Source organism: Nostoc parmelioides FACHB-3921 (assembly GCF_014696625.1).
Lineage (GTDB): Bacteria > Cyanobacteriota > Cyanobacteriia > Cyanobacteriales > Nostocaceae > Trichormus > Trichormus parmelioides.
In genome coordinates this window covers 1-5,196 of the sequence record NZ_JACJQL010000146.1, presented here as the reverse complement: position 1 = coordinate 5,196, position 5,196 = coordinate 1, and the positions used below count along the sequence as shown (strand labels likewise).

The 5,196-nt window shown below is 41.8% G+C and carries 7 protein-coding genes; 2 read left to right on the top strand and 5 right to left on the bottom strand.

Annotation, left to right across the window (positions count from 1 at the left end; genetic code table 11):
- The first annotated feature begins 126 nt into the window (after nucleotides 1-126).
- Nucleotides 127-516, top strand: coding sequence for an RNA-guided endonuclease InsQ/TnpB family protein (locus H6G14_RS32755; RefSeq protein WP_338421259.1), 390 nt, complete (start codon nucleotides 127-129; stop codon nucleotides 514-516).
- 33 nt (nucleotides 517-549) lie between these two features.
- On the opposite strand, the gene H6G14_RS32750 is transcribed toward H6G14_RS32755, so the two are convergent.
- From H6G14_RS32750 to H6G14_RS32740, 3 genes are all read right to left on the bottom strand, one after another.
- On the bottom strand, nucleotides 550-1,485 hold the full coding sequence (locus H6G14_RS32750) for a hypothetical protein (RefSeq protein ID WP_190573116.1): 936 nt from the start codon (nucleotides 1,483-1,485) through the stop codon (nucleotides 550-552).
- 186 nt (nucleotides 1,486-1,671) lie between these two features.
- Nucleotides 1,672-2,226 carry a GNAT family N-acetyltransferase gene (locus tag H6G14_RS32745; RefSeq protein ID WP_242054364.1) on the bottom strand — a complete coding sequence of 185 codons (555 nt, stop codon included), beginning with the start codon at nucleotides 2,224-2,226 and terminating at the stop codon, nucleotides 1,672-1,674.
- 67 nt (nucleotides 2,227-2,293) lie between these two features.
- A complete protein-coding gene (locus H6G14_RS32740; RefSeq protein WP_190573112.1) occupies nucleotides 2,294-2,455 on the bottom strand; it encodes a hypothetical protein in 162 nt (53 codons plus the stop codon).
- A 147-nt stretch (nucleotides 2,456-2,602) separates the two neighbouring features.
- Between H6G14_RS32740 and H6G14_RS32735 the strand changes: the two genes are divergently transcribed.
- Complete coding sequence (locus tag H6G14_RS32735) at nucleotides 2,603-2,899, top strand: hypothetical protein (protein ID WP_190573111.1); 297 nt, start codon at nucleotides 2,603-2,605, stop codon at nucleotides 2,897-2,899.
- A 25-nt stretch (nucleotides 2,900-2,924) separates the two neighbouring features.
- Here H6G14_RS32735 and H6G14_RS32730 read toward each other — a convergent pair whose 3' ends face one another.
- Together H6G14_RS32730 and H6G14_RS32725 are read right to left on the bottom strand one after the other, a co-directional pair.
- Nucleotides 2,925-3,545 carry a Uma2 family endonuclease gene (locus H6G14_RS32730; RefSeq protein WP_190573109.1) on the bottom strand — a complete coding sequence of 207 codons (621 nt, stop codon included), beginning with the start codon at nucleotides 3,543-3,545 and terminating at the stop codon, nucleotides 2,925-2,927.
- A gap of 255 nt (nucleotides 3,546-3,800) precedes the next feature.
- Nucleotides 3,801-5,196 (bottom strand): hypothetical protein (locus H6G14_RS32725; RefSeq protein ID WP_242054357.1); only part of this gene is annotated, 1,396 nt, incomplete at its 5' end.

Here is a 5,196-nt window from a genome sequence, read left to right as displayed (position 1 = left end):
CTCATCTCTCCATTGGCGAGCGCCTGGCTCATGCCGTTCTCCGCTCTCTGGCATTAAAAGCTGTAGCCCTTATTCTGCATAGCTTAGAGCTTTTCTTAGTGCCATTCGGTTAAATCCTATGACTTAATTATTTTTGAAAACCTGAACATTAAGGGACTGGCTAGAACACGATTAGCTAAGTCAATACTAGATGTTGCCTGGGGTGCATTCCTTCAAATCATGCAAGCAGTAGCGGTAAGACGCGGCAAGCATACAAGGGGAGTTGACCCTAGAGGAACAAGCATTAATTGTTCTAGCTGTGGTCAAAGGGTTGAAAAAACTTTGGCAATTCGTGTTCATAGTTGTTCTTGTGGATTGGTCATTGACCGAGACTGGAACAGTGCGCTTAATCTTCTAAAAATTGGGTCGGTTGGACTACCGATTCCTGGTTGTGGAGGCTTAGGGGTAGCCCCGCCCGTGAAGCAGCAAGTCTCATTTGTGAATTTGAGATGCTCCCGCTACACTGCTTGCAGTTAGCGGTGAGAGTTGTCACCTCTATCTGAACTCAACTTAAAAAATTTCCTCAGTGCGGAGATACAAATAATGATCTGCTGTTGTTAAGCGTGGTATTGGTTGCAAAACCACTAATAAACAATGCCCATCTTTTAATGATTGAATCGCTAAACTGACAACAAGAAAATTTAACAGCCAATGTCTATCAGAATCAATGTTAACAACAACAGATAACTTCATTTCCACAGACAAGGTGTAGCTGTCAAGCAGTTTCTCTAGGTGTACTGTTTTGAGTACGTCGAGGTAGTTTTTCCCGTCTAACTCTGGGTAGCCTTGTTTGATAATGTTTTCCAGCACCCTAATTCTGTATTTGCCAGCTTTCAGTAGTGGGATATGGATTTGAGCCGATGCTTTGCTCAATGGTGGTGAGGGAGGTGAAGTGTGTGGTAATGGGAAGAGTGGTGTTATTGGTGTTGCCGATGATGTTGGTGGTGCAGGAGTTGGCGTTGGCAACACTCTTGGGGTTGGAGATGGCGCTGGTAGCCCAGTTGTTTTTAAGAGCGTTATCGCAATGTCTCTACCAAATGCGTTTTTAAAAGCTGTGTCGAGTATAGTTAATCTCGTTTTGATTTTGTCGTACCAAGCTGGCTTGCAGTATATAGAAGCAGATTCACCATCAAAACTAGCTAAATGGCACATTTGCCCAATTAATACACGATGAGAACCTTGGGGAATATGATGCAAACATCGCTCCCATATCTGAGTCAGGTCATACTGTGGGTTTGGCTGTTTTGGTGGTGCTGGTGGTACTGGTCGTTGAGGTGCTAGCGGTAAGCAAGGTGGTATTGGCCAACTGAGATAACTTTCTGCATCAGACAGAGAATTGAACTCGGCAACTTTTTGAAAGATTTTGTAACATCCTCCTTCAAATTGCACTATGTACCCTTTTTCGGCAGCAATTTTTTTGAGTTTAGCCAGGGTTAATCTATTCATGAAACGTTATTTATTTATTACCAACAGCTTAAGCAGCGTAAATTTATATTTTAACTAAAAGCTTTATAGACATAGCCAAAGCTTGACTACATTAAGTATTTATCAGTGCAGAATCGTTTGGAAGAACAGGTAATAAGTATTGCTAGAATATAATTGAGAAGTTCAATATCCTGTGCAGCGCGGTTTTTATACAGTGATGCGACTGTTCCACTGCGCTTTGGTGATACGCCAATTTACTTCACTCCAACCTCGTTCGGACATCCATTTGGAACCCGGACGAATAGTAACTACTTCTGCTCCGCTCCACTTTGCCAACCGAGCGATCCGCACATTTGCACTGACTGTGGAACCAGAGATTACATCTAGCTTTAGTTCCCTGAATCCGAAGTCAAGCAGGGCGCTTCCAACCTCGATCGCATAAGCATATCGTCCCCAATAATCTGGTGCAAGTTCAATTCCCAGTTCCATTTCACCTGCATCAAACCCTCTTCCCCTCAGTCCGCAGCAGCCAACAAGTGCGTAAGGTTCACGCCGTTGAACAATCGCCAGTTGGTAATTAAGTCGAGGCTGCTCACAAGCCCATGTGCAAAATGTTTCAAACAAACGTGCTGAATTTTTGGGACTAGCTTGCTTAGATTCATAAAATTTCTGACTGCGTGGATCGGCTTGATAGTTTAAAAATGGCAATCGATCTAATTCAACGAAATCACGCAGCAAAAATCTCTTGGTTACTATTTCCATATCAATATTTATAAACATCTTAGACAAAAATTTGTCTAATATCATACGATTGGCTTTCAACAAACAATCAGCCCAAATAGTTAAAGTAACTAACGTCCAGACTCAAATAAGTGTCACCTTGAACAATAGCAATTAGTTCATTTTGACCGCCATCAGGGATAGTCAGATAAATGCCGATGCCGGATGGTAAGCCATCACCAGATAATATGGTTAGTTCTAGAAACATCATATCAACTAAAAAGTAAAGATTAAAGTATCTAACCGCAATTATGCGTACTTACTTCAAATAACTAATTAACAAGAGTAGTGAGAACACGGTTTTATCAAGTTGTGCTTTTCGGTAAAACTACACTATACAAGCGATAAAGGTGCATATATGGCTGATTTTACTATATTCGACATCCGCATAAACCAGCAGTTAAATATTCAATCTTTAGAAAAGCCAGTATCAGCAATAGAAGAAGAATTAGTATTGTTAGCAGAAAAATTAACCCAAGTAGCGATTCCGGTGGAAGTATTGTTAGGAATACTGAAGATTGCTAATTATGATAAGAAAGCAGCCTTTGACTATGCTGACCAATATTTAGCTAAATCCAAGAATCCCAGGCGGATTGTGTTAAAGTCTCGTAGTAAGTCTTGTCTGAAGTGGAGTTTGACAAGAATGCTAAACTAAGAAATATCGATTATTCCAAATAAATTTAACCGTTCTGAATAAGACCAGAGGCAAATACTTGTTGTGCTGTTAACTGTAAATTGGGAAAAACTAAAGAAACTAACTGCTCATTATTTTGAAACAGTTGCCGATTATACTCATCTTCTACTAGAGTACAAATTGTAATTGTTGGTTGTTTAGGTTTACCAATATATTCTCTTCCACCAATACCCAAATAATCAATAATCCAATATTCACTCACTCCTAGCAAAGCATAATCTTCAGCTTTGCGTGCGTAATCATTTTGCCAATTTGTACTGACAACCTCAGCTATTAATTTAATCGATTTCCCTGATGTAATTACAGGCTCTTGTTGCCATAATGGTTCATTAGTTAGTTGCCTTTGATCTAAGATAATCACATCAGGGCGAAAGGCTGTGTTTGTACTTAACAATTTAATTAAGCATCGATGAGGAATAAAATAAGATAATTCCTGACGATCTATTTCTACATTTAACTTTCGCCCAACAAAGGCTAAGACTTGCTCATGCGGCCCAGTAGGTTCCATTTCAACTAATTCACCATCAATTAGCTCATGGCGATCACTATCCCCATATTGGGTAATAAATTCATCAACAGCCAAAAGTTTTGAAGCAAATTGAACCATTGTGATGTCATTGCTATGAGCGGATTGACTTTATTTTAGCGTTACGAGGAATGTTTATCTGGAAAAATTAGGCAGATAACTTCGGTCATTAACGAATGGCACTAAGAAAACGTGGAACTCTTGCTGTGACTGGGTGTAGGGGAGAGAGTTGATTTATACGTATTATTATTTGATTTTAGTTCTTTCCCTTACTCCCCTACACCCTAAAAGCAAGCTATATTAAGGGTTTGCGCTTAACTTAGTGCCATTCGGTCATTAACCATCAAACTTGTATCTCAAAGGTGAATCCTTGAGTAATTTTTCAATTCCCACACGTACTAGATGGGCTTGAGTCCCTTCTAATTTCAACTCGCTGTGGATAAATTCATCGAGTGAGGATGCAGTAGTACGTTCCAAAAGTGCTAGTACCCGTTGAGATTGACTTTGGGATGCAGAAGAAGCAGGGGGGCAGGGTGCAGGGTGCAGAGGGGAAAGATTCTCCCCCTTGCTCCCCGCTCCCTGCTCCTTGTCCTCTTCTATCCGAGAATCTTTTGGTGTATCCAGAAATTTCTTATTGTCCCGGTCGTAGCCAGAGAAGTTTTGTAGCAACTGCATAGGAAACCATTCGTTCACCCCACCGTAATACACCGCTCGACCCACAGGCGATGATGCCGCAATCTCCATGACTTGCGTTGATGTAATTTTGCGATCGCTCGGAATCAGTTGAGTGGAAATCATGGCGTTATAAGCCGGCACATTATCAGGATGAACTAGCGCTACAGAAGTTAGTTGCGATCGCAGTCCGCCAGAAATACCCAAGTCGTCAGTGTGGGGATTTTGTACAACAATCCAGAAGTGCCAACCAGAACTATCACCACAAGAACAGTAGGAAATAATTTTGTCCTTGAGCCAACCAATTTCATTCTTAGCGTTCTTGAATTTGGAACAAACCGCCGTACCTTCATCCAGAATGATCAGCTTAGGGCCGGTAATCAGTTGAAACTCGGCAAAACAGTCTTTGACCCACTTGACAGCCTCGGCGGGTGACATTTCCAGAATCTTGGCACGTTTTAAAGTGTCAACGCGACCTTTAAAATAACCAGTTTCTTTCTCATCACCTTTGGGGTCAATGTAAAAGATGTGTATGCCTCTATGCAGTCTCTTGATAGCATCAATGGCATTGCTAATGGTGATGCCCTTGCCAGAACCAGGGACACCAACCCACAGCATATTCGTCACTTTCTTAGCAATATGCCCAATGAGGTCATACTGTCGTTGAGGTTTACTGGCGTAGGTGGAGATTTCGGTGTTAACAGAGGGAGGTAGGGTAGGGGAAGTAGGGGAGGCAAGGGGGGCAGGGGAAGCAGGGGAGGCAGGGGAGGAAATGTTAGTAAATTCTTCCATAGCTCCCCCTGCTCCCAATTCTCCCCCTGCTCCCCCTGCTCTAATACTGGGTAATTCAACAAACCTTGCAGGCGGGATACCAAGATTTTGGGGTTTAATAGCTTCTTGAATAACTGTTACTTGTTGGTAATTTACTCGTGGGTCAATTGTCACTTGCGCTAAGGTGATTTCTAGGAAAGAATTTACCAATAGAGGTAGAATGTAGCCTTGATGCAAAACAAGCAGGAGCAAGCATTTGGATAGGTTAGCCACAGCAAGCGCAGCCAAA

What these genes read in the sequence shown, in the direction of transcription:
- H6G14_RS32730 (WP_190573109.1), bottom strand. Translation starts at nt 3,545, where the DNA reads ATGGTTCAATTTGCTTCAAAACTTTTGGCTGTTGATGAATTTATTACC.
- H6G14_RS32735 (WP_190573111.1), top strand. Translation starts at nt 2,603, where the DNA reads ATGGCTGATTTTACTATATTCGACATCCGCATAAACCAGCAGTTAAAT.
- H6G14_RS32740 (WP_190573112.1), bottom strand. Translation starts at nt 2,455, where the DNA reads ATGATGTTTCTAGAACTAACCATATTATCTGGTGATGGCTTACCATCC.
- H6G14_RS32745 (WP_242054364.1), bottom strand. Translation starts at nt 2,226, where the DNA reads ATGGAAATAGTAACCAAGAGATTTTTGCTGCGTGATTTCGTTGAATTA.
- H6G14_RS32750 (WP_190573116.1), bottom strand. Translation starts at nt 1,485, where the DNA reads ATGAATAGATTAACCCTGGCTAAACTCAAAAAAATTGCTGCCGAAAAA.